Here is a 21,807-nt window from a genome sequence, read left to right as displayed (position 1 = left end):
GTTAGTTCAACCTCCTTTACTTATTATTTCTTTTTATTTGCTACTGTACGACGTGGACCTTTACGTGTACGAGCATTGTTTTTAGAGTTTTGACCACGAACTGGTAAACCACGACGGTGACGAAGACCACGGTAAGAACCGATCTCCATTAGACGTTTGATGTTAAGAGATACTTCACGACGAAGGTCTCCCTCAACTTTAATACGATCGATGATATCACGGATACGTCCTAATTCGTCTTCCGTTAAATCACGAACTCGTGTTTCTTCAGAAATACCTGCTTCAGCAAGAATTTTTTCAGCAGTTGTGCGACCAATGCCGAATACGTAAGTTAAAGAAATAACAACGCGTTTGTCTCGAGGAATATCTACACCTGCGATACGTGCCATTACGAATGCACCTCCTTCTGATTAACCTTGTTTTTGTTTATGTTTAGGGTTTTCACAAATAACCATTACTTTTCCACGTCTACGAATAACTTTACATTTTTCGCAGATTGGTTTAACTGACGGTCTTACTTTCATGTCTCGAACCTCCTTAAAGATTACGGAGTGCTATATTATTTAAAACGGTACGTAATACGACCACGATTTAAATCGTACGGAGATAATTCTACCGTAACTTTGTCTCCTGGTAAAATACGAATGAAGTTCATACGGATTTTACCAGAAACGTGAGCCAATACGACATGCCCATTCTCTAATTCTACTTTGAACATAGCATTTGGCAACGTTTCAAGAACGGTACCTTCGACTTCAATTACATCATCTTTAGCCATTCAATAGTTCTCCCTTCTTCAAATCAGTAACATTTTACACTGCTCTGAAATCCCGGAGAGCCAGCTACTTATAAAGTGGTAAGGATTTCGTATCCTGCTTCTGTAAGAGCAATCGTGTGCTCAAAATGGGCACACCATTTACCATCTACCGTTACCACTGTCCAGTCATCAGATAGTGTTTTTACATATCGTCTTCCTTGATTCACCATCGGCTCAACACAGATGACCATTCCCGGCTTTAATCTAGGGCCTCTATTTGGTGGACCATAGTGCGGGATTTGAGGGTCCTCATGTAAGTCTTGCCCGATTCCGTGACCAACATACTCCCTAACGATCGAGAATCCATTCTCTTCAGCATGGGTTTGAACCGCATGTGAGATATTTGATAATCTCTCGCCTGGTTTTACTTGTTCTAGACCAAGATACAACGATTTTTCTGTGACATCAAGTAGCTTTTGAACAGATTCAGAAATGTTTCCAACTGGATACGTCCATGCAGAATCTCCATGGTACCCATTGTATTTCGCACCAATATCGATACTGATGATATCGCCCTCTTTGAGCTTGCGCTTCCCTGGAATTCCGTGTACAAGCTCTTCATTTACAGAAGCACATATGCTCCCCGGAAATCCGTTGTATCCTTTAAAAGATGGCGTAGCACCATATTTTTGAATCGTCTTTTCCGCTATTTGATCGAGCTCTTTCGTTGTAATTCCTGGAGTAATGTGCTGTTTCAACTCTTGATGAGTCAAAGCAACGATCCTGCCAGCTTCTCGCATGATTTCTATCTCGCGAGGAGTTTTGCAGATTATCATTACGCTAAGCCTCCGATGAGAACATCGATATCAGCAAATACTTTATTGATATCTTGCTCACCATTAATGCTTTGTAAGTAACCAAGCTCTTCGTAGAAATCAAGCAAAGGTTTTGTTTGCTTAATATTTACATCTAAACGATTTGCTACAGTTTCTTCATTGTCATCAGAGCGTTGATATAATTCGCCACCACATTTATCGCACACATCAGCTTTTGCTGGTGGATTGAATTCTAAGTGGTAAGTCGCACCGCACTCTTTACAAATGCGACGGCCTGTAAGGCGTTTTAATAACAACCCTGAATCCACATTAATGTTTAAAACATAGTCGATTTTTTTGCCAAGATCTTTCATAATTTCTTCAAGAGCTGATGCTTGTGCAACAGTTCGTGGGAAACCGTCTAGTAAGAAACCTCTTACGCAGTCGTCTTGACTTAAACGTTCACGAACGATTCCGATTGTAACTTCATCTGGAACAAGTGCACCTTTATCAATAAAAGATTTTGCTTGTAGACCCATTTCAGTTTCAGCCTTCATAGCTGCACGGAACATGTCTCCTGTTGAAATGTGAGGGATGTTATACTTGGCAACAATCTGTTCGGCTTGTGTACCTTTACCAGCACCAGGAAGCCCCATTAAAATTAAGTTCATCCTTGTTCCCCCTCAGAGTACATGAGCATGTAGGGAAGACAATTCTTCCCACTTACTCACTGCTTGATAAACCCTTTGTAATGGCGTTTTACCAGTTGGCTTTCTAGCTGCTTCATTGTTTCTAAAGCAACGCCGACAACGATTAACATACTCGTTCCACCGATCTGTGCAGATGGAGGAAGATTTCCCAATTTCGTAAAGATAACTGGTAAGATTGCAATCGCTGCTAGGAAAATTGATCCTACAAAGGTCAAACGATACAAGATTTTTGTTAGATATTGTTCCGTATTCTTACCCGGACGAATACCTGGAACATATCCACCTTGCTTGTTTAGATTCTCTGACATTTGCTCTGGATTAACCTGAACAAATGCATAGAAATATGTGAAGGCTACAATGAGCGCAACATATATGATCATTCCCACTGGGTGAGAATAGTTAAAGTTTGCAATAATCCACTGCGATACATCATGTTTCGGGAAGAACTGTGCAATAGTCGGAGGCGTAATTAAGAATGAAACAGCAAAAATTACTGGAATAACACCAGCACTATTTACCTTAAGCGGTAAATGTGTGTTTTGTGCTCCAGCATAACCACCATTTCCTCCTGTTACACGCTTCGCATATTGAATTGGGATCTTTCTAACAGCCTGTTGAATGAAAATAACACCCACAATAACTGCTAGCACAGCTAGTAAAATCAATGCAACTTTAACGATACTCATGAACAATTGATCTCCGATATTTTGAAACTGTTGCTGATACACTTGAGATATAACACTTGGGATCGCTGCGGCAATACCGCCAAAGATAAGGATGGAAATACCATTACCTACACCTTTAGCTGTAATCTGTTCACCTAACCACATTAAAAATGCAGTACCAGCAGTCAGTACCGTAGCAATGTATAAATAAGTGCTCCAACCTGGATTCAAAATTAATTGTCCACCTACCATACCGTTAAAACCGATTGACATACCAAACCCCTGAATAAACGCAAGAACAATTGTAAAGTAACGCGTGAATTGCGTTAATTTACGACGGCCCATTTCACCTTGCTTCGACCATTCCGAAAATTTAGGAACAACATCCATCTGCAATAATTGCACGATGATGGATGCTGTAATATACGGCATGATTCCCATCGCAAAGATGGAGAAGTTTTTCAAGGCTCCACCGCCAAATGTATTTAGAATACCTAAAGCATTTAATTGATCTTGTGCCTTCAGTACGTCTCCATTTGTAAATGGCACGGGGATAAACGTGCCAATCCTGAATACGATTAACATCGCTAAAGTGAATAATATTTTACGTCTTATCTCAGCAACGCGCATAAAGTTGGAGATTGTACGAAACATTAGATCACCTCAACTGATCCGCCAGCTGCTTCAATTGCTTCTTTAGCACTTGAAGAGAACTTGTGCGCTTTAACAGTTAGTTTTTTCTCTACTGCTCCGCTTGCAAGAACTTTAACACCGTCGTTTAACTTGCTGATAACGCCAGTTTCCAGCAATAATTCAGGTGTTACTTCTGTACCATCTTCAAAACGATTTAACGTTGATAAGTTTACAATAGCAAACTCTTTACGGTTAATGTTTGTGAAGCCGCGTTTTGGTAAACGACGGAATAATGGAGTTTGACCACCTTCGAAGCCAAGACGAACACCGCCGCCAGAACGTGCGTTTTGTCCTTTATGACCTTTACCAGCAGTTTTACCGTTACCAGAACCGATACCACGACCGACACGGTTACGTACTTTACGAGAACCTTCTGCAGGTTTTAATTCATGAAGTTTCATTCCCAGGCACCTCCTTATATTAATGAGTTATCCTTAAGCTTCTTTTACAGTTACAAGGTGAGAAACTTTGTTGATCATACCAAGAATAGCAGGAGTTTCTTCCTTAACTACAGTTGAATTCAACTTTTTAAGACCTAAAGCTTCTACCGTCGCACGTTGATCTTGTGGACGACCAATTACACTACGAGTGAGGGTAATTTCTAACTTTTTCGCCATTTGTTTTCCCTCCTTAACCTAGTAGCTCTTCTACAGATTTACCGCGTAATTTTGCAACATCTTCAGCGCGCTTAAGTTCGCTTAATCCGTTCACAGTAGCGCGAATCATGTTGATTGGTGTGTTAGAACCAAGAGATTTCGAAAGAATATCTTGTACACCAGCTAATTCAAGGACCGCACGAACAGGTCCACCAGCAATAACACCAGTACCCTCAGCAGCAGGTTTTAAGAATACTTCACCAGCGCCAAAATGACCGTTGATTGTGTGTGGAATTGTTGTACCAACTAATGGTACAGCGATTAAGTTTTTCTTAGCGTCTTCGATAGCTTTACGGATTGCGTCTGGTACCTCTTGTGCTTTACCAGTACCGAATCCAACATGACCGTTTTTATCGCCAACTACAACTAGTGCAGCAAAGCGGAAACGACGACCACCCTTAACAACTTTCGCGACACGATTTATCGTAACTACACGTTCTTCAAGTTCTAATTTACTTGGGTCAATGCGATGCATCAATTTTCCCTCCTTTGACCATTAAAATTGTAATCCAGCCTCACGAGCAGCTTCAGCTAGAGCTTTAACACGGCCATGGTATAAGTAACCACCGCGATCAAATACTACTTCTTTAACGCCTTTCTCTACAGCACGCTTAGCAACTGATTCTCCAACTTTCGTAGCAGCTTCAATATTGCTAGTACCGTTAAGAGCAAGGTCTTTATCAAGAGTAGATGCACTTACTAACGTTACACCATTCACATCATCAATAACTTGAGCGTAAATATGTTGGTTAGAACGGAACACGTTTAAACGTGGACGCTCTGCAGTACCAGTAAGTTTAGCACGTACACGTGCATGTCTTTTCTTACGAGTCGCATTTTTATCAGCTTTAGTGATCATTCTTGTCACTCCTTTCTCTCACCTAACGGGTTTACTTAGCAGTTTTACCTTCTTTACGACGAACAACTTCGCCTTCGTAACGAATACCTTTACCTTTGTAAGGCTCAGGAGCACGTACAGCACGGATGTTAGCAGCGAATTCGCCAACACGTTGCTTGTCGATACCTTTAATTACGATCTTAGTTGGTGCAGGTACTTCAACTTCAAGACCTGCTTCCGGAGTCATTTCTACTGGATGAGAATAACCTACGCTTAATACAAGTTTATCACCTTGTTTTTGAGCACGGTAACCAACACCGACTAATTCAAGTCCGCGTGCGAAACCTTCAGTTACACCTTCAACCATGTTTCCGATTAAAGCACGAGTTGTACCGTGTAATGCACGGTGTTCCTTCTGTTCAGATGGACGCTCAACTGTTAATGTATTCTCTTCAATTTTGATAAGCATATCAGCATTGAAAGTACGAGTTAATTCACCTTTAGGGCCTTTTACTGTTACAGTATTGTCTTCTGCAACTGTAATAGTAACACCTGCAGGGATTTCAAGAATCTTTTTACCAATACGAGACATGTGGTCACACCTCCGTTCGTTTTAAATATATATTACCAAACGTATGCTACTACTTCTCCACCAGTTTGTAATTGACGAGCGTCTTTGTCTGTCATTACTCCCTTAGATGTAGAAACAAGAGCGATACCTAATCCGTTAAGTACACGTGGTACTTCGTCAGCTTTAGCGTAAACGCGTAAGCCAGGTTTACTGATACGTTTTAATCCAGTGATTACACGTTCATTGTTTGCACCATATTTCAGGAAAATACGAAGGATACCTTGTTTGTTATCCTCGATGTATTCTACATCACGAATGAAACCTTCACGTTTTAAAAGTTCAGCGATCTCTTTTTTGATTTTAGAAGCAGGAACCTCTAATTTCTCATGACGTACCATGTTCGCATTACGGATGCGAGTAAGCATGTCTGCAATTGGATCTGTCATCACCATGTGTTTTACCTCCTTCCCATTTGTGGGTTTTACCAACTAGCTTTTTTAACACCAGGAATTTGACCTTTATATGCAAGTTCACGGAAACAAATACGGCAAAGTTTAAATTTGCGGTATACAGAATGCGGACGACCGCAGCGTTCGCAACGTGTATACTCTTGTACTTTAAACTTAGGAGTACGCTTTTGTTTCGCTATCATAGATTTTTTAGCCACGTTTTCGCCTCCTCTACTTAGCGTTGGCTTCCATTATTTTTGGAATGGCATACCGAATTGTGTTAACAGTTCACGAGCTTCTTCATCAGTTTTCGCTGTAGTAACGATTACGATGTCCATACCGCGGACTTTGCTTACTTTATCATAATCAATCTCAGGGAAAATAAGTTGCTCTTTAACACCTAATGTATAGTTTCCACGACCATCGAATGATTTCTTAGAAACACCACGGAAATCACGTACACGTGGTAAAGAAACTGATACTAATTTGTCGAAGAACTCATACATTTGCTCGCCGCGTAAAGTTACTTTCGCACCGATTGGCATACCTTCACGAAGACGGAAACCAGCGATTGATTTTTTAGCACGAGTTACAACAGGTTTTTGACCTGTGATTTGTGTTAATTCTTCTACTGCGTTGTCTAACGCTTTTGAGTTAGATACCGCGTCACCAACACCAGTGTTGATTACGATCTTTTCGATTTTTGGTACCTGCATTACAGATTTATAGTTAAACTTGCTCACTAGAGCAGGAGTAATTTCCTTTTGGAACTTCTCTTTAAGGCGATTCAATGAAGTGACCTCCTTTCTTAAGAAAATTATTTATCTAATAATTCACCAGATTTTTTTGCAATACGAACTTTTTTACCATCTTCTACTTTGAAGCCTACGCGAGTAGGTTCACCTGTTTTCGGATCTAAAATCATAACGTTAGAAACGTGAATAGGTGCTTCTTTAGTAATAATTCCACCTTGTGGATTTAATTGAGATGGCTTAGAGTGCTTCTTAACGATATTGACACCCTCAACGATAACACGGTTTTGCTTTGGGAAAGCCACAAGGATAACGCCTTGTTTTCCTTTGTCTTTACCAGTGATTACCTGTACTTTATCACCTTTTTTTACATGCATCTTAATTCTGCACCTCCTTAGCAAGGCAATACCTTAAATTATAGAACTTCTGGAGCTAAAGAAACGATCTTCATGAAGTTGCTATCACGTAATTCACGAGCTACTGGTCCGAAGATACGAGTACCACGTGGGCTCTTATCGTCTTTAATGATAACCGCTGCGTTTTCATCAAATTTGATGTAAGAACCGTCCGGACGACGAGCTCCGCTCTTCGTACGTACTACTACTGCTTTAACAACGTCACCTTTTTTAACAACGCCACCTGGTGTTGCTTGTTTTACCGTAGCAACGATAATGTCACCAATGTTAGCATATTTACGACCAGAGCCGCCTAATACTTTAATTGTTAAAAGTTCACGTGCACCAGAGTTGTCAGCAACTTTCAAACGAGATTCTTGTTGGATCATGTTATGAAACCTCCCTTCGGACTAAAAATTCCGATTCGTCTATTTAGATAATAACCGCTTCTTCAACGATTTCAACTAAACGGAAACGCTTAGTAGCAGAAAGCGGGCGAGTTTCCATGATTTTAACGATATCGCCAAGTTTCGCTTGGTTTTGCTCATCATGGGCTTTGTACTTCTTAGAATACTTAACACGTTTTCCGTACAAGGAATGAGTTTTGTAAGTTTCAACTAAAACTGTAATCGTTTTGTCCATTTTGTCAGACACTACACGACCAGTATAAACTTTGCGTTGGTTACGTTCGCTCACTATGCAAACCTCCCCTCAATTTATCGATTAATTCCGATCTCTCTTTCACGAACTACAGTTTTCATACGAGCAATTGCTTTACGCACTTCACGAATGCGAGTTGGATTCTCTAATTGTCCTGTAGCAAGTTGGAAGCGAAGATTAAACAACTCTTCCTTTAAAGCTTTAACTTTTGTTTCGATTTCGGCAGTGGTTAATTCACGAATATCATTAGTTTTCATTAGATTCACCACCATTTTCTTCACGTTTTACGAATTTACATTTCACAGGTAACTTGTGAGCTGCAAGACGTAATGCTTCGCGTGCTACCTCTTCAGATACACCCGCGATTTCGAACATAATTTTCCCAGGTTTTACTACTGCTACCCAGCCTTCTGGTGCCCCTTTACCGGAACCCATACGTACTTCTAGAGGTTTTGCAGTGTAAGGTTTAGAAGGGAAAATTTTAATCCATACTTTACCGCCACGTTTCATGTAACGAGTCATTGCACGACGAGCAGCTTCGATTTGACGGTTTGTAATCCATGAAGCAGCTTGTGCTTGTAAACCGAATTCACCGAAAGCAATTTCAGTTCCACCTTTAGCACGACCACGCATTTTACCACGATGCTCTCTACGATATTTTACGCGTTTTGGCATTAACATATTATTTTCCTCCTTCCTCAGAAGCTTTCTTTTTTGTAGGAAGGACTTCTCCACGGTAGATCCATACTTTTACGCCTAATTTACCGTATGTTGTATCAGCTTCAACTGCTGCATAGTCAATATCAGCGCGAAGTGTATGAAGTGGAACAGTTCCTTCACTGTAAGATTCTGCACGAGCGATATCAGCTCCGCCAAGACGACCAGAAACCTGTGTTTTAATACCTTTAGCACCTGCACGCATAGCACGTTGAATAACTTGCTTTTGTGCACGACGGAATGATACACGGTTTTCTAATTGACGAGCGATGTTTTCGCCTACTAATTTAGCGTTAAGATCAGCTCTCTTAACTTCTAAAATGTTGATGTGTACACGCTTGCCTGTTAATTGGTTAAGAGCTTTACGAAGTGCTTCAACTTCAGTACCACCTTTACCAATTACCATACCAGGTTTTGCAGTGTGAATTGTAACATTTACACGATTTGCTGCACGTTCGATTTCTACTTTAGCAACAGCAGAATCTTTTAAGCGTACATTAATGTACTCACGGATTTTGATGTCTTCATGTAATAATGTAGCGTAATCTTTCTCAGCGAACCAACGAGATTCCCAGTCACGGATAACGCCGACACGAAGACCAATTGGATTAACCTTTTGACCCATCGATTATCCCTCCTTCTTTTCTGATACCACAACTGTGATGTGGCTTGTGCGTTTGTTAATTTGGCTTGCACGACCCATTGCACGTGGACGGAAACGTTTTAACGTTGGACCTTCGTCAACGAAAACTTTTTCTACAACTAGGTTGTTAATGTCCATCTCATAATTGTGCTCTGCATTTGCGATTGCAGATTTTAAAACTTTTTCTACAACTGGAGAAGCAGTTTTTGGTGTGTGGTTAAGGATAGCAATCGCTTCACCCACTTGCTTACCTCGGATTAAGTCTACTACTAAACGAACTTTACGAGGAGCAATACGAACTGTTCTCGCTACTGCTTTAGCTTGCATTGAAGTGCCTCCTCTCATTATCTTCTAGTTTTCTTATCGTCAGCAAGGTGACCTTTGTACGTACGAGTTGGTGCGAATTCACCTAACTTATGGCCAACCATATCCTCAGTGATGTACACAGGTACGTGTTTACGACCATCATATACAGCGATTGTGTGTCCGATGAACTGAGGGAAGATTGTTGAACGGCGAGACCAAGTTTTAACAACTTGTTTTTGCTCAGATGCAACTAATTTTTCCATTTTGCTCATTAAGTGATCATCGACAAATGGTCCTTTTTTTAAGCTACGAGCCATTTTGGTGCCTCCCTTCGTGATTGGCGTACGGTTCTAGAAATGAACCGTACTACAATCCCATTATTTTTTACGACGACGAACGATAAATTTGTCAGACGCTTTGTTTTTCTTACGAGTCTTGAATCCAAGAGTTGGTTTACCCCATGGAGACATTGGAGACTTACGTCCGATTGGAGAACGTCCTTCACCACCACCGTGTGGGTGATCAACAGGGTTCATTACAGAACCACGAACTGTTGGGCGTTTACCTAACCAGCGAGAGCGACCTGCTTTACCGATTTTGATAAGTTCGTGTTGTTCGTTACCTACTTGACCGATTGAAGCGCGACAAGCAGATAATACAAGACGTACTTCACCAGAAGTTAAACGTACAAGTACGTATTTACCTTCTTTACCAAGTACTTGAGCAGATGTACCAGCAGAACGAACTAATTGTCCGCCACGACCAGGCTTAAGCTCGATGTTATGAACAACAGTACCTACTGGAATGTTGATTAATGGTAATGCGTTACCGATTTTAATGTCAGCTTCTGGGCCAGACATAACTTCCATACCTACTTCTAAAGATTTAGGAGCAAGAATGTAACGTTTTTCACCGTCAACGTAGTTAATTAATGCGATATTCGCAGAGCGGTTTGGATCGTATTCGATCGTAGCAACGCGTCCTGGAATTCCATCTTTGTTACGCTTAAAGTCGATGATACGGTATTGACGCTTATGTCCGCCACCTTGATGACGTACAGTGATTTTACCTTGGTTATTACGACCAGCCTTCTTGCTTAAAGGAGCAAGTAATGACTTTTCGGGTCTATCAGTCGTGATTTCAGCGAAATCATTCGTAGTCATATTACGACGACCGTTAGTAGTTGGATTATACTTTTTGATTCCCATCTCAATTTCCCTCCTTCTTTAGTAAGAATTAAACGCCTTGGAAGATTTCGATTTCTTTGCTGTCAGCAGTTAGCTTAACGATTGCTTTACGACGACGGCTAGTAAAACCAGCGTGACGACCAACGCGTTTTGCTTTCGGCTTGTAGTTCATGATGTTCACTTTTTCTACTTTAACACCAAAGATCGCTTCAAGAGCATCTTTAACTTCTGTTTTATTAGATTTAACGTCCACATCGAACGTGTATTTTTTTTCAGCCATCATTTCCATAGAACGTTCAGTGATAACTGGGCGCTTAATGATATCACGAGGATCTCTCATTATGCAAGCACCTCCTCTACTTTTTCCACTGCCGCTTTTGTCATGATTAGCTTATCATGATGAAGCACGTCTAAAACGTTTACGCCATCAGCAGTGATTACTGTTACTCCAGGGATATTGCGAGCAGATAACTCTACAGATTCGTTTGCATCAGCAGTTACGATAAGAGCTTTCTTCTCAACAGTTAATCCTTTAAGTACTGCTAGCATGTCTTTTGTTTTTGGTGCATTTAACACTAGGTCTTCAAGAACTACAATGTTGTTCTCAACTACTTTAGTAGCTAATGCAGATTTGATTGCTAAACGACGAACTTTCTTAGGAAGTTTGTACGCATAGCTTCTTGGTGTAGGTCCGAATACCGTACCACCACCACGCCATTGAGGAGAGCGGATAGATCCTTGACGAGCACGTCCAGTTCCTTTTTGACGCCATGGTTTACGACCACCACCGCGAACTTCAGAGCGAGTTTTTACTTTGTGTGTACCTTGACGTAAAGATGCACGTTGCATCATTACAGCTTCGAAAAGTACAGCTTCATTTGGTTCGATACCGAAAATAGCTTCAGCTAATTCGATTTCACCAACCTGTGAACCAGTTTGGTTATATACAGTAACTTTTGGCATTGGAATTCCTCCTTCCTATTGTGAATTATTTGCTAACCTTCACAGCGCCTTGAACAACTACAAGAGATTTCTTAGCACCTGGAACGTTACCTTTTACTAGTAATAAGTTGCGCTCAGTGTCAACTTGAACGATTTCTAAGTTTTGGATAGTAACTTGGTCTCCACCCATACGTCCAGCAAGTTTTTTGCCTTTGAATACACGGTTCGGAGCAACTGGGCCCATTGAACCTGGACGACGGTGATAGCGAGAACCATGAGACATAGGTCCGCGAGATTGTCCGTGGCGTTTGATAACACCTTGGAAACCTTTACCTTTAGAAATTCCTGTTACATCAACGATTTCACCTGTAGCGAATACGTCAACTTTTACCTCTTGACCAACCTCTAATCCGTCCACGTCTGCATCGCGGATTTCGCGAATGAAGCGCTTAGGAGTTGTAGATGCTTTAGCAGTGTGGCCTTGTTCAGGTTTGTTAGTTAACTTTTCACGTTTATCTTCAAATCCTAACTGGATTGCATTGTAGCCATCAGTTTCAGTTGTTTTCTTTTGAAGAACAACGTTTGGATTAGCAGCGATAACTGTTACTGGGATTAACTCACCGTTCTCAGCAAATACTTGAGTCATACCGATCTTTCTTCCTAAGATTCCTTTGGTCATGAGTTACACCTCCTACATTTTTAAGTTATATAAATTATAGTTTGATTTCGATATCTACACCAGATGGTAAGTCTAAACGCATTAATGAATCTACTGTTTGTGGAGTAGGACTCACGATGTCGATTAGACGTTTGTGCGTGCGCATTTCGAATTGCTCACGAGAATCTTTGTACTTATGAACAGCACGAAGAATTGTGTAAACAGTTTTTTCAGTTGGTAATGGGATCGGACCAGAAACTGTTGCCCCAGAACGCTTAGCTGTTTCTACAATTTTCTCAGCTGACTGATCAAGAATACGGTGATCGTAAGCTTTTAAACGGATACGAATTTTTTCTTTTGCCATTATTTTCCCTCCTTCGTTCGCCTATTTCTAAAATAGACCTTCTCCATGGAAATTTCCCCACACCATGCCATGGCAAAGCGGCCGGGTGTGTCAGCAACCTTCCACTTCATCGCAGTCAAAGACCAACATTGTCTATTATACAATGTTATTCGTCTAGATGCAAGCATCTTTTTGTTTGCATCTGCTTTTCTCTACTTTTGCTATTATACATGGCACTTTAAAGAATTTCAAGTTTTCATCTAACAGAATTCATTTTACAGTTTCTGGATTATCTTTTGTCGTTTTTATATTACTATAGAAGAAACTCGTCAAAACAAAAAACACCCTCTTCTTCCTTATATAAACGCAAACAAAAAACCTAAGGGAAAATCCCTTAGGTTTTTTTATATCAGTTAAGATTACTCAACGATAGTAGCAACTACACCGTAACCTACTGTACGTCCACCTTCACGAATAGAGAATTTAGTTCCCTCTTCGATAGCGATTGGAGCGATAAGTTCGATAGTCATTTCGATGTTGTCACCAGGCATTACCATTTCAGTACCTTCTGGTAATTGGATGATACCAGTTACGTCAGTTGTACGGAAGTAGAACTGAGGACGGTAGTTAGCGAAGAATGGAGTGTGACGTCCACCTTCTTCTTTAGATAATACGAAAACTTCAGCTTTGAATTTAGCGTGAGCTTTTACAGAACCGCTTTTTGCAAGTACTTGTCCACGTTGGATGTCTTCACGAGCAACCCCACGAAGTAAAGCACCGATGTTGTCTCCAGCTTGAGCTTGGTCAAGAAGTTTACGGAACATCTCTACACCAGTTACAGTTGTAGAAGCATTTTCTTCAGCAAGACCGATGATTTCTACTACGTCACCAACTTTAACGATACCGCGCTCAACACGACCAGTAGCAACTGTACCACGACCTGTGATAGAGAATACGTCCTCTACAGGCATTAAGAATGGTTTGTCAGTTTCACGTTCTGGAGTTGGGATGTAAGCATCAACTTCAGCCATTAATTCAATGATTTTTGCTTCCCAATCAGCTTCTCCTTGAAGAGCTTTAAGAGCAGAACCTTTGATTACAGGAATGTCGTCGCCTGGGAATCCGTATTCAGATAATAGGTCGCGAACTTCCATTTCTACTAATTCTAATAATTCTTCGTCATCTACCATGTCGCATTTGTTTAAGAATACAACGATGTAAGGAACACCTACTTGACGAGAAAGAAGGATGTGCTCACGTGTTTGAGGCATTGGGCCATCAGCAGCAGATACTACTAAGATACCGCCGTCCATTTGAGCAGCACCAGTGATCATGTTTTTAACATAGTCAGCGTGACCTGGGCAGTCAACGTGTGCATAGTGACGAGTTTCAGTTTCGTACTCAACGTGTGCAGTTGAGATTGTGATACCGCGCTCTCTTTCTTCTGGAGCAGCATCGATTTGATCGTATCCGCGTGCTTCAGCACCACCAGCTTTTGCAAGAACTGTAGTGATCGCAGCAGTTAATGTAGTTTTACCATGGTCAACGTGGCCGATTGTACCGATGTTAACATGGGGTTTAGAACGTTCGAATTTAGCTTTAGCCATTCTAAATTCCTCCTTAGTTTATATAGGTTATTTTATATTTAGACTAGAAAGTGAAACTTACGTCCCACTTTCTAAGCTTACATAAGTAGTTATACTTGAACAATCGATAAAAATCAATTATTCACCTTTATTTTTTTTGATAATTTCTTCAGAAACAGACTTTGGTACTTCTTCATAGTGGTCAAACACCATAGAGAATGTTCCGCGTCCTTGAGTGTTAGAACGTAATGACGTTGCATAACCGAACATTTCAGAAAGTGGAACCATAGCGCGAACAACTTGTGCGTTACCGCGAGCTTCCATACCTTCTACACGTCCACGACGAGATGTTACGTCACCCATAATGTCACCCATGTACTCTTCAGGAATTACAACTTCAACTTTCATCATTGGCTCAAGAATTACTGGGCTACATTTAGAAACCGCAGCTTTAAGTGCCATAGATGCAGCGATTTTGAACGCCATCTCAGATGAATCGACATCATGGTAAGATCCGTCAACTAATGCAGCTTTAATGTCAACTAGTGGATAACCAGCTAGTACACCATTTTTAAGTGCATCTTCAAGACCTGCTCCAACAGCTGGGATGTATTCACGAGGAACTACACCACCGACGATCTTGTTTTCGAATTCGAATCCTTTACCTTCTTCGTTAGGTTCAAACTCAATCCAAACGTGACCGAATTGTCCACGACCACCAGATTGACGAGCGAACTTACCTTCAACTTTCGCAGCAGCGCGGAAAGTCTCACGATATGCTACCTGAGGAGCACCAACGTTTGCTTCCACTTTGAATTCACGACGCATACGGTCAACGATGATATCAAGGTGAAGTTCACCCATACCAGCGATGATAGTTTGGCCAGTTTCTTGGTCAGTGTGAGCACGGAATGTTGGATCTTCTTCAGAAAGCTTAGATAATGCTGTACCCATTTTATCTTGGTCAGCTTTAGATTTTGGTTCGATAGCTACAGAGATAACTGGCTCTGGGAATTCCATAGACTCAAGGATAACAAGGCTCTTCTCGTCACAAAGAGTATCACCAGTAGTAGTATCTTTTAAACCTACAGCAGCAGCGATATCACCAGCGTAAACTGTTGAAATCTCTTCACGGCTGTTAGCGTGCATTTGTAGGATACGACCTACACGCTCACGCTTACCTTTAGTTGAGTTTTTCACGTATGATCCAGAGTTTAACACACCAGAGTACACACGGAAGAACGTTAACTTACCAACATAAGGGTCAGTCATGATTTTGAATGCTAAAGCTGCGAATGGTTCTTCATCGCTAGACTTACGTTCTACTTCTTCATCTGTATCCGGTAGAGTACCTTTAATAGCAGGTACATCTAGTGGTGATGGAAGGTAGTCGATAACTGCGTCTAACAGAATTTGAACACCTTTGTTTTTGAATGCAGAACCACAGATTACTGGGAAGAATTCTACAGAAGTTGTAGCCTTACGGATACCAGCTTTAAGCTCTTCTACAGTGATTTCTTCACCTTCTAGGTACTTCATCATCATTTCTTCATCAAGCTCAGCTACCGCTTCAATAAGTTTTCCACGGTATTCTTCAGCTAATTCTTTGTGCTCTTCAGGAATTTCAACACGTTGAATGTCTGTTCCTAAATCGTTACCGTACATGTAAGCACACTCTTCAACAAGGTCAATGATACCATTGAACTCATCTTCAGCACCGATTGGTAACTGAATTGGATGTGCGTTTGCTTGTAAACGATCGTGGATTGTTCCTACAGAGTATAAGAAATCTGCACCGATCTTATCCATTTTGTTAACGAATACGATACGAGGTACGCCGTAAGTAGTAGCCTGACGCCAAACAGTTTCTGTTTGTGGTTCTACACCAGATTGCGCATCAAGTACCGCTACAGCGCCATCAAGTACGCGTAAAGAACGTTCTACTTCTACTGTGAAATCTACGTGTCCTGGAGTATCAATGATGTTTACACGATGACCTTTCCATTGTGCTGTAGTTGCAGCAGAAGTAATTGTGATACCACGCTCTTGCTCTTGCTCCATCCAGTCCATCTGAGATGCACCTTCGTGAGTTTCACCGATTTTATGAATACGTCCTGTGTAGTACAGAATACGCTCAGTTGCTGTTGTTTTACCAGCATCGATGTGAGCCATGATACCAATATTACGAGTGTTTTCTAAAGAGAACTCTCTTGCCATTTGGTGTCTTGCTCCTTCCATATATGGATTGGATTTTTTTATTTTAAGTAGCAAAAAAGCCACTTTATATTGTTACACATGTCAGTATGTCCAGTACTCTCATTATGTAAAACGAGCGCCCGATGAAAGGGAGAGGCATTCTCCCTCTCCACACTTCCATAAGCGACAAATAAAGCGGTTTATGCTTACATTTATTTTACGTTGAATCCTACCAACGGTAATGAGCAAATGCTTTGTTAGCTTCTGCCATTTTATGAGTGTCTTCACGTTTCTTAACAGATGCACCAGCGTTGTTAGCTGCATCTAAGATTTCGTTAGCAAGACGCTCTTCCATAGTTTTTTCACCACGAAGACGAGCGTAGTTTACTAACCAACGAAGACCTAAAGTTGTACGGCGTTCTGGACGAACCTCAACTGGAACTTGGTAGTTAGCACCACCAACACGACGAGCGCGTACTTCAAGAACAGGCATGATGTTCTTAAGAGCTTGCTCGAATACTTCCATTGGCTCTTTACCAGTACGTTCGTTTACGATATCGAACGCATTATAAAGAATTGTTTGAGATTTACCTTTTTTACCGTCAACCATCATTTTGTTGATAAGGCGTGTTACTAGCTTCGAATTGTACATTGGATCTGGTAACACGTCACGTTTCGCAACAGGTCCTTTACGAGGCATATTGAGTTCCTCCTTTCATTTTAAAGTTATTATTTTTTAGCAGGTTTTGGTCTCTTAGTACCATATTTAGAACGTCCTTGCATACGTTTGTCAACACCAGCTGTGTCAAGCGCACCACGAACGATGTGGTAACGTACCCCCGGTAAATCCTTTACACGACCACCGCGAATTAATACTACGCTATGCTCTTGTAGGTTATGACCGATACCTGGGATGTAAGCTGTAACCTCGATACCGTTTGTTAAACGTACACGAGCGTATTTACGTAACGCTGAGTTAGGTTTCTTTGGAGTCATTGTACCAACACGAGTACATACACCACGTTTTTGAGGTGCAGAGATATCAGTTGATTTTTTCTTTAAAGAGTTAAAACCTTTGTTTAACGCAGGTGATTTAGATTTCCATACTTTATCAGTACGACCATTTCTCACTAATTGGTTAATAGTAGGCATTTGATTATCCTCCCTTCGCATGTTTGTATGACCACATATCCAGGTGGTTCATTATTAGTTGAAAACAAAGTTTTTGCAAGGAAGAGCAAATGCTCTCTCCTCACAAAAACAGTTTTAACTTATTATTCCTATTGCTGAAGCTCCCACTTGAATCCCCGAAGCTTTACCAAGCTTACGAACTGATTCAACTTTTGTTATGGGCACGTTATATTGCATTGCAACACGAATGATAGCATGGGTTAACCGCATGTCAGCATCCTCTGCGATGACAACTTCTTTAACTGTACCATTTTTGATTGCCTCCAATGTACGTTTATGACCAACGACTACATTTTCAGCAGTTGATACTTTTTGATAAGACATATAAATATCCTCCAAAGCATCGTTCAGGAGCAACCTTGATTATAGTAACATTTTGACTCATACAATGTCAACTAAGATTAATTGTTTTTATACAAAATTTATGCCGGAAAATTTTACTGTTCCACATAAACCTCATCGTTTTCTACATTCATGTCATCTTGTGTTGTTTTTACAAGATCCACTTTGCGATAACGATTCATACCTGTTCCAGCAGGAACAAGTTTACCGATAATAACATTTTCTTTTAATCCTAGAAGTTCATCGCGTTTACCCTTAATTGCTGCATCAGTTAAGACACGAGTTGTTTCTTGGAACGATGCTGCAGATAAGAATGAATCTGTTTCAAGTGAAGCTTTTGTAATACCAAGTAGAACAGGTCTAGCTGTTGCTGGTTGCTTACCTTGCAGTAAGACCTTAGCATTCGCATCAGTGAACTGATGGATATCTAGTAATGTTCCTGGTAATACATCTGTTTCACCTGCATCACTTACACGAACTTTACGTAACATTTGACGTACCATTACTTCTACGTGTTTGTCACCAATTTCTACCCCTTGCATACGGTATACTTTTTGAACTTCACGTAATAAGTATTCTTGAACCGCCGTAATGTCCGTTACTTTTAGTAATTCTTTCGGATCAATAGAACCTTCTGTTAACTCTTTACCGTGGCTAATTGGCTGTCCTGGAGTTACTTTCAGACGAGCACCGTAAGGAATAGCATACGTACGAGCTTCAACTTCACCCTGTACAACTACTTCTTGGCGATCTTTAACGTCGTTGATCGCTGCGATAACACCGTCGATTTCACTGATAACTGCCTGACCTTTCGGATTACGAGCTTCGAAGATCTCTTGGATACGAGGTAAACCTTGAGTAATATCATCTCCGGCAACCCCACCTGTATGGAATGTACGCATCGTTAACTGTGTACCTGGCTCACCGATAGATTGAGCTGCGATAATACCTACCGCTTCTCCTACTTCTACGTCTGTTCCAGTTGCTAAGTTACGACCGTAACACTTCTTACATACACCGTGGCGAGTGTTACACGTAAACGCTGAACGAATGTTTACAGTTTCAACACCCGAATTTTCAACGATATGAGCGATATCTTCAGTAATTAATTGATTTTCAGCAACTAATACTTCACCTGTTTCAGGATGTTTTACAGTTTTTCTTGCAAAACGTCCAACAAGACGATCATATAATGACTCGATAACTTCATTACCCTCTTTAATCGCACCAATTAATAAACCGCGATCTGTTCCACAATCATCTTCACGAACGATTACATCTTGTGCAACGTCAACAAGACGACGTGTTAAGTAACCAGAATCGGCAGTTTTAAGTGCTGTATCGGCAAGACCTTTACGCGCACCATGCGTAGAGATGAAGTACTCAAGTACTGTTAAACCTTCACGGAAACTCGATTTGATTGGAAGTTCGATGATACGACCAGATGGATTGGCCATAAGACCACGCATACCAGCAAGCTGAGTAAAGTTAGATGCGTTACCACGGGCACCTGAGTCACTCATCATGAAGATTGGGTTGCGTTTATTCAAGGATTTCATCAGTTTTCCTTGGATAACATCTTTTGCATTACTCCAAATAGAGATAACGCGATCGTAACGTTCTTCTTCCGTGATTAAACCGCGACGGAATTGTTTAATTACATTATCTACTTTTGCTTGTGCTTCGTGGAGAATTTCATCTTTTTCGCCTAATACAAGAATGTCAGATACCCCAACTGTAATACCAGCTTTTGTAGAGTACTTGAATCCTAAGTTTTTCATACGGTCAAGCATGCGAGACGTTTCTGTAATTTGGAAACGTTTGAACACTTCCGCAATGATGTTACCAAGGATCTTCTTGCTAAATGGCGCCACTTCTTCGCGACTAGCAATAATTTCTTTAATGTTCGCACCTTTTTCAACGAAATATTTCGCTGGTGTTTCTTTTTCAAGGTTTGAATTTGTTGGTTCATTAATATAAGGGAACGACTCTGGTAAGATTTCGTTAAATATTAATTTACCAACTGTTGTTAATAGAAGCATACTCTTTTGCTCTTCAGTAAATGTTGCGTTGTTTACTGCACTTGCAGCTACTGCAACACGTGTATGAAGATGAACATATCCATTTTGATATGCAAGCAATGCTTCATTTGCATCTTTGAAGACCATACCTTCACCGATTGCACCTTCACGCTCAAGTGTTAAGTAATAGTTACCTAATACCATATCCTGAGATGGAGTAACAACTGGTTTACCGTCTTTCGGGTTCAAGATGTTTTGTGCCGCTAACATAAGAAGACGAGCTTCAGCTTGAGCTTCTGATGATAAAGGTACGTGAACGGCCATTTGGTCACCGTCAAAGTCCGCGTTGTATGCAGTACATACAAGTGGGTGAAGACGGATTGCGCGACCTTCTACTAATGTAGGTTCAAACGCCTGGATACCAAGACGGTGAAGTGTTGGTGCGCGGTTTAGAAGTACTGGATGTTCTTTAATCACAGACTCTAAAACGTCCCAAACTTCAGGTTGTACACGCTCGATTTTACGTTTCGCACTCTTAATGTTATGTGCTAATCCTTTTTCAACTAACTCTTTCATTACGAAAGGTTTGAACAGTTCAAGCGCCATTTCTTTTGGTAATCCACATTGATACATCTTTAAGTTCGGTCCTACAACGATTACAGAACGACCAGAGTAGTCAACACGTTTACCTAATAAGTTTTGACGGAAACGTCCTTGTTTACCTTTAAGCATGTGAGATAGTGATTTTAATGGACGGTTACCTGGACCAGTAACTGGACGGCCACGACGACCATTATCGATTAATGCGTCTACAGCTTCTTGTAACATACGTTTTTCGTTTTGAACGATGATGCTTGGTGCACCTAAGTCCAATAGACGTTTTAAACGGTTGTTACGGTTAATTACACGACGGTATAAGTCGTTTAAGTCAGAAGTAGCAAAACGTCCACCGTCTAACTGTACCATTGGGCGTAGTTCTGGTGGGATTACTGGTAGAACATCTAAGATCATCCAAGACGGTTCATTTCCAGAGTTACGGAATGCTTCTAATACTTCTAGACGTTTAATAGCACGAGTACGGCGTTGTCCTTGTGCTGTTTTTAATTCTTCTTTTAAGAAGTCTACTTCTTTATCTAAATCGATGTCTTGTAGTAGCTTTTTAATTGCTTCTGCACCCATAGCAGCTTGGAATGTGCTACCATATCGATCACGATATGCACGGTATTCTTTTTCAGAAAGTAATTGCTTCTTATCAAGTGGTGTATCTCCACTTTCTGTTACAACATAAGAAGCGAAATAAATTACTTCTTCAAGCGCGCGAGGGGACATGTCTAAGACAAGTCCCATGCGGCTCGGGATACCTTTGAAATACCAAATATGAGATACAGGAGCAGCTAATTCGATATGACCCATACGTTCACGACGTACTTTTGCACGCGTTACTTCAACGCCACATCGATCACAAACTACACCTTTATAACGTACACGTTTGTATTTTCCGCAATGACATTCCCAGTCCTTTTGTGGTCCGAAAATACGCTCACAGAACAAGCCATCTTTTTCAGGCTTTAACGTACGATAGTTAATAGTTTCTGGTTTCTTAACTTCACCGTATGACCAAGAACGAATCTTGTCAGGTGAAGCAAGTCCAATCTTCATATATTCAAAGTTATTTACATCTATCAAGGGGCCTACCTCCCTTTTAGTCTACAGG

33 protein-coding genes are annotated in these 21,807 nt (G+C 40.8%); all 33 read right to left on the bottom strand.

All coding sequences use genetic code 11. From position 1 onward, the window contains the following. Nucleotides 1-23: 23 nt before the first annotated feature. Complete coding sequence (gene rpsM / locus ACTFRM_RS29725; RefSeq protein WP_000090788.1) at nucleotides 24-389, bottom strand: 30S ribosomal protein S13; 366 nt, start codon at nucleotides 387-389, stop codon at nucleotides 24-26. Between the two features lie 21 nt (nucleotides 390-410). Continuing rightward, the gene (gene rpmJ / locus ACTFRM_RS29720; protein ID WP_000868344.1) at nucleotides 411-524 is read right to left on the bottom strand and encodes a 50S ribosomal protein L36; all 114 of its coding nucleotides are present in this window, start codon (nucleotides 522-524) and stop codon (nucleotides 411-413) included. A gap of 35 nt (nucleotides 525-559) precedes the next feature. Continuing rightward, a complete protein-coding gene (gene infA / locus ACTFRM_RS29715; protein WP_001029884.1) occupies nucleotides 560-778 on the bottom strand; it encodes a translation initiation factor IF-1 in 219 nt (72 codons plus the stop codon). 68 nt (nucleotides 779-846) lie between these two features. Continuing rightward, complete coding sequence (map, locus tag ACTFRM_RS29710; RefSeq protein WP_000582539.1) at nucleotides 847-1,593, bottom strand: type I methionyl aminopeptidase; 747 nt, start codon at nucleotides 1,591-1,593, stop codon at nucleotides 847-849. Continuing rightward, nucleotides 1,593-2,243, bottom strand: a complete 651-nt coding sequence (locus ACTFRM_RS29705; protein ID WP_001048989.1) for an adenylate kinase — start codon at nucleotides 2,241-2,243, stop codon at nucleotides 1,593-1,595. The genes map and ACTFRM_RS29705 overlap by 1 nt, the downstream gene beginning before the upstream one ends. Nucleotides 2,244-2,299: 56 nt before the next feature. Further along, nucleotides 2,300-3,601, bottom strand: coding sequence for a preprotein translocase subunit SecY (gene secY, locus ACTFRM_RS29700; protein ID WP_000490117.1), 1,302 nt, complete (start codon nucleotides 3,599-3,601; stop codon nucleotides 2,300-2,302). Further along, on the bottom strand, nucleotides 3,601-4,041 hold the full coding sequence (rplO, locus tag ACTFRM_RS29695; protein WP_000766081.1) for a 50S ribosomal protein L15: 441 nt from the start codon (nucleotides 4,039-4,041) through the stop codon (nucleotides 3,601-3,603). The genes secY and rplO overlap by 1 nt, the downstream gene beginning before the upstream one ends. A gap of 33 nt (nucleotides 4,042-4,074) precedes the next feature. Further along, entirely contained in the window at nucleotides 4,075-4,257 is a 183-nt protein-coding gene (gene rpmD, locus ACTFRM_RS29690) for a 50S ribosomal protein L30 (RefSeq protein WP_001085234.1), read from the bottom strand. Nucleotides 4,258-4,270: 13 nt separating this feature from the next. Next, on the bottom strand, nucleotides 4,271-4,771 hold the full coding sequence (gene rpsE, locus ACTFRM_RS29685) for a 30S ribosomal protein S5 (RefSeq protein ID WP_000554646.1): 501 nt from the start codon (nucleotides 4,769-4,771) through the stop codon (nucleotides 4,271-4,273). Between the two features lie 21 nt (nucleotides 4,772-4,792). After that, nucleotides 4,793-5,155, bottom strand: coding sequence for a 50S ribosomal protein L18 (gene rplR / locus ACTFRM_RS29680; RefSeq protein ID WP_000628816.1), 363 nt, complete (start codon nucleotides 5,153-5,155; stop codon nucleotides 4,793-4,795). Between the two features lie 31 nt (nucleotides 5,156-5,186). Beyond that, complete coding sequence (rplF, locus tag ACTFRM_RS29675; RefSeq protein WP_000086558.1) at nucleotides 5,187-5,726, bottom strand: 50S ribosomal protein L6; 540 nt, start codon at nucleotides 5,724-5,726, stop codon at nucleotides 5,187-5,189. Between the two features lie 32 nt (nucleotides 5,727-5,758). Further along, entirely contained in the window at nucleotides 5,759-6,157 is a 399-nt protein-coding gene (gene rpsH / locus ACTFRM_RS29670; protein WP_000245511.1) for a 30S ribosomal protein S8, read from the bottom strand. A 29-nt stretch (nucleotides 6,158-6,186) separates the two neighbouring features. Beyond that, a complete protein-coding gene (rpsN, locus tag ACTFRM_RS29665; RefSeq protein WP_001085700.1) occupies nucleotides 6,187-6,372 on the bottom strand; it encodes a 30S ribosomal protein S14 in 186 nt (61 codons plus the stop codon). 33 nt (nucleotides 6,373-6,405) lie between these two features. After that, nucleotides 6,406-6,945: a 50S ribosomal protein L5 gene (rplE, locus tag ACTFRM_RS29660; RefSeq protein ID WP_001080831.1), complete on the bottom strand. Its 540-nt coding sequence runs from the start codon at nucleotides 6,943-6,945 to the stop codon at nucleotides 6,406-6,408. Nucleotides 6,946-6,971: 26 nt separating this feature from the next. Then, nucleotides 6,972-7,283 carry a 50S ribosomal protein L24 gene (gene rplX / locus ACTFRM_RS29655; RefSeq protein WP_000558200.1) on the bottom strand — a complete coding sequence of 104 codons (312 nt, stop codon included), beginning with the start codon at nucleotides 7,281-7,283 and terminating at the stop codon, nucleotides 6,972-6,974. A 38-nt stretch (nucleotides 7,284-7,321) separates the two neighbouring features. Continuing rightward, complete coding sequence (rplN, locus tag ACTFRM_RS29650) at nucleotides 7,322-7,690, bottom strand: 50S ribosomal protein L14 (RefSeq protein WP_000615912.1); 369 nt, start codon at nucleotides 7,688-7,690, stop codon at nucleotides 7,322-7,324. 43 nt (nucleotides 7,691-7,733) lie between these two features. Next, the gene (gene rpsQ / locus ACTFRM_RS29645) at nucleotides 7,734-7,997 is read right to left on the bottom strand and encodes a 30S ribosomal protein S17 (protein WP_000004106.1); all 264 of its coding nucleotides are present in this window, start codon (nucleotides 7,995-7,997) and stop codon (nucleotides 7,734-7,736) included. A 20-nt stretch (nucleotides 7,998-8,017) separates the two neighbouring features. Then, nucleotides 8,018-8,218: a 50S ribosomal protein L29 gene (gene rpmC / locus ACTFRM_RS29640; RefSeq protein WP_000855718.1), complete on the bottom strand. Its 201-nt coding sequence runs from the start codon at nucleotides 8,216-8,218 to the stop codon at nucleotides 8,018-8,020. Further along, entirely contained in the window at nucleotides 8,208-8,642 is a 435-nt protein-coding gene (rplP, locus tag ACTFRM_RS29635) for a 50S ribosomal protein L16 (protein WP_000928969.1), read from the bottom strand. Before rplP ends, rpmC begins: the two co-directional genes overlap by 11 nt. A gap of 1 nt (nucleotide 8,643) precedes the next feature. Continuing rightward, on the bottom strand, nucleotides 8,644-9,303 hold the full coding sequence (gene rpsC, locus ACTFRM_RS29630) for a 30S ribosomal protein S3 (protein ID WP_000529956.1): 660 nt from the start codon (nucleotides 9,301-9,303) through the stop codon (nucleotides 8,644-8,646). Between the two features lie 3 nt (nucleotides 9,304-9,306). Further along, nucleotides 9,307-9,648 carry a 50S ribosomal protein L22 gene (gene rplV / locus ACTFRM_RS29625; protein WP_001148024.1) on the bottom strand — a complete coding sequence of 114 codons (342 nt, stop codon included), beginning with the start codon at nucleotides 9,646-9,648 and terminating at the stop codon, nucleotides 9,307-9,309. 17 nt (nucleotides 9,649-9,665) lie between these two features. Further along, complete coding sequence (rpsS, locus tag ACTFRM_RS29620) at nucleotides 9,666-9,944, bottom strand: 30S ribosomal protein S19 (RefSeq protein WP_000124454.1); 279 nt, start codon at nucleotides 9,942-9,944, stop codon at nucleotides 9,666-9,668. A 60-nt stretch (nucleotides 9,945-10,004) separates the two neighbouring features. Beyond that, on the bottom strand, nucleotides 10,005-10,835 hold the full coding sequence (gene rplB, locus ACTFRM_RS29615; protein ID WP_000511583.1) for a 50S ribosomal protein L2: 831 nt from the start codon (nucleotides 10,833-10,835) through the stop codon (nucleotides 10,005-10,007). A 28-nt stretch (nucleotides 10,836-10,863) separates the two neighbouring features. Further along, nucleotides 10,864-11,154, bottom strand: a complete 291-nt coding sequence (gene rplW / locus ACTFRM_RS29610; protein ID WP_001205558.1) for a 50S ribosomal protein L23 — start codon at nucleotides 11,152-11,154, stop codon at nucleotides 10,864-10,866. Next, nucleotides 11,154-11,777 carry a 50S ribosomal protein L4 gene (gene rplD, locus ACTFRM_RS29605; protein ID WP_001127258.1) on the bottom strand — a complete coding sequence of 208 codons (624 nt, stop codon included), beginning with the start codon at nucleotides 11,775-11,777 and terminating at the stop codon, nucleotides 11,154-11,156. The genes rplW and rplD overlap by 1 nt, the downstream gene beginning before the upstream one ends. A gap of 25 nt (nucleotides 11,778-11,802) precedes the next feature. Continuing rightward, nucleotides 11,803-12,435, bottom strand: a complete 633-nt coding sequence (rplC, locus tag ACTFRM_RS29600) for a 50S ribosomal protein L3 (protein WP_000160207.1) — start codon at nucleotides 12,433-12,435, stop codon at nucleotides 11,803-11,805. 34 nt (nucleotides 12,436-12,469) lie between these two features. Beyond that, a complete protein-coding gene (rpsJ, locus tag ACTFRM_RS29595) occupies nucleotides 12,470-12,778 on the bottom strand; it encodes a 30S ribosomal protein S10 (RefSeq protein ID WP_001040596.1) in 309 nt (102 codons plus the stop codon). A gap of 398 nt (nucleotides 12,779-13,176) precedes the next feature. Then, nucleotides 13,177-14,364, bottom strand: coding sequence for an elongation factor Tu (gene tuf / locus ACTFRM_RS29590; protein ID WP_001029614.1), 1,188 nt, complete (start codon nucleotides 14,362-14,364; stop codon nucleotides 13,177-13,179). A gap of 117 nt (nucleotides 14,365-14,481) precedes the next feature. Continuing rightward, nucleotides 14,482-16,560 (bottom strand): elongation factor G, encoded by a 2,079-nt coding sequence (gene fusA, locus ACTFRM_RS29585; RefSeq protein WP_000090370.1) that lies wholly within the window; start codon nucleotides 16,558-16,560, stop codon nucleotides 14,482-14,484. A 208-nt stretch (nucleotides 16,561-16,768) separates the two neighbouring features. Continuing rightward, nucleotides 16,769-17,239 (bottom strand): 30S ribosomal protein S7, encoded by a 471-nt coding sequence (rpsG, locus tag ACTFRM_RS29580; protein WP_001137491.1) that lies wholly within the window; start codon nucleotides 17,237-17,239, stop codon nucleotides 16,769-16,771. A 29-nt stretch (nucleotides 17,240-17,268) separates the two neighbouring features. Next, on the bottom strand, nucleotides 17,269-17,691 hold the full coding sequence (gene rpsL, locus ACTFRM_RS29575; RefSeq protein ID WP_001142341.1) for a 30S ribosomal protein S12: 423 nt from the start codon (nucleotides 17,689-17,691) through the stop codon (nucleotides 17,269-17,271). Nucleotides 17,692-17,805: 114 nt separating this feature from the next. Then, nucleotides 17,806-18,054 (bottom strand): 50S ribosomal protein L7ae-like protein, encoded by a 249-nt coding sequence (locus tag ACTFRM_RS29570; RefSeq protein WP_000121837.1) that lies wholly within the window; start codon nucleotides 18,052-18,054, stop codon nucleotides 17,806-17,808. Between the two features lie 113 nt (nucleotides 18,055-18,167). After that, nucleotides 18,168-21,779: a DNA-directed RNA polymerase subunit beta' gene (gene rpoC / locus ACTFRM_RS29565; protein WP_000567939.1), complete on the bottom strand. Its 3,612-nt coding sequence runs from the start codon at nucleotides 21,777-21,779 to the stop codon at nucleotides 18,168-18,170. Between the last annotated feature and the right edge of the window lie 28 nt (nucleotides 21,780-21,807).

The sequence above is a fragment of the Bacillus cereus group sp. MYBK227-1 genome, assembly GCF_051916325.1.
GTDB lineage: Bacteria > Bacillota > Bacilli > Bacillales > Bacillaceae_G > Bacillus_A > Bacillus_A cereus.
Note: the sequence above shows the minus strand (reverse complement) of the source record. Positions and strands in the feature narration are given on the sequence as shown.